Origin of the sequence: Salipiger marinus, assembly GCF_035481585.1 — a bacterium.
Lineage (GTDB): Bacteria > Pseudomonadota > Alphaproteobacteria > Rhodobacterales > Rhodobacteraceae > Salipiger > Salipiger marinus.
In genome coordinates this window covers 1-1205 of sequence record NZ_JAYKSL010000081.1, presented here as the reverse complement: position 1 = coordinate 1205, position 1205 = coordinate 1, and the positions used below count along the sequence as shown (strand labels likewise).

At 62.0% G+C, this 1205-nt stretch carries 1 protein-coding gene and 1 other annotated feature; the gene reads right to left on the bottom strand.

The window, feature by feature from the left end; genetic code table 11:
• Positions 1–1152 (bottom strand): IS3 family transposase gene (locus VK682_RS27220; RefSeq protein ID WP_324782994.1). Its coding sequence is split into 2 segments (ribosomal slippage), with 1153 coding nucleotides annotated over them: positions 1–864 and positions 864–1152; the frame shifts between segments, so codons are not numbered across the junction. This gene is flagged as partial in the annotation.
• Positions 755–871, bottom strand: a sequence feature (AL1L pseudoknot). (Overlaps the previous gene by 117 nt.)
• Positions 1153–1205: the final 53 nt, after the last annotated feature.

The following is a 1205-nucleotide window of genomic DNA, read 5'->3' as shown; positions in this document are numbered from 1 at the left end:
GTTCGAGGAGGCGGCGGTTGTTGAACCAGTCCACCCATTCGAGTGTTGCGTATTCGACGGCCTCGAAGCTGCGCCAAGGTCCGCGGCGGTGGATGACCTCCGCCTTGAAGAGCCCGTTGATCGTCTCGGCAAGAGCGTTGTCATAGCTGTCGCCCACGCTGCCGACCGAGGGCTCGATGCCTGCATCAGCGAGGCGTTCGGTGTATTTGATCGACAAATACTGGCTTCCGCGGTCGCTGTTGTGAACCAGCCCCATGCCCTTGACCGGGCGGCGTTCATGGACAGCCTGTTCGAGCGCATCGAGGACAAACCCGGCATGAGGGGTCGTGCTGACACGCCACCCGACGATGCGCCGAGCATAGGCGTCGATGACGAAAGCCGCATAGGCGAACCCCTTCCAGGTGGCGCCATAGGTGAAGTCCGAAACCCACAGCATGTTCGGCGCTGGCACCCGGAACTGGCGGTTCACCTTGTCCAGCGGACAGGGCGCCTTCTTGTCCGGGATCGTCGTCCTGTGTGGTTTGCCGCGGATAATGCCTTGAATACCCATGACCTTCATCAGCCTCGCGACTGTGCATCGGGCAACGTCAAAGCCCTCACGGCGAAGCTGCCGCCAGATCTTCCGGACGCCATAGTCCCGCCAGTTCTCTTCGAACACGCGACGGATCTCGGGTCGCAGTGCCTCATCCCGGCGCGCCCGCTCCGACCGCCGGGACGGATCGGCCCGCTTTGCCAGATGTTTATAGTAGGTGGACGGGGCGATCGGCTGAACCGTGCAGATCGGCTCGACCCCGTGCGCATCTCGATGCGCTTCAATGAAGCCCACCATCACTTCGACCGGCGGTCGAGCTCCGCCATCGCAAAATATGCGCTGGCCTTGCGCAGGATCTCGTTCGCCTGGCGCAGCTCGCGGTTCTCGCGCTCCAAAGCCTTCATCCGCTCGGCCATCTCACTGGAAACACCCGGCCGCTTGCCGCTATCGACCTCAGCCTTCTTGACCCAATCGTTCAGGGTCTGCGGCGCACAGCCGATCTTCGCGGCAATCGACATGACAGCCTGCCAACGCGATCCATGCTGCCCCTCATTGTCGAGGACCAGCCGCACAGCACGTTCGCGCACTTCAAGGCAAAACTTGTTCGTTGTCTTGCTCATGATGCTCCATCCTACTCAGGAGTTGGAGCCTCCGGCAAACCCGGAGCAGTTCA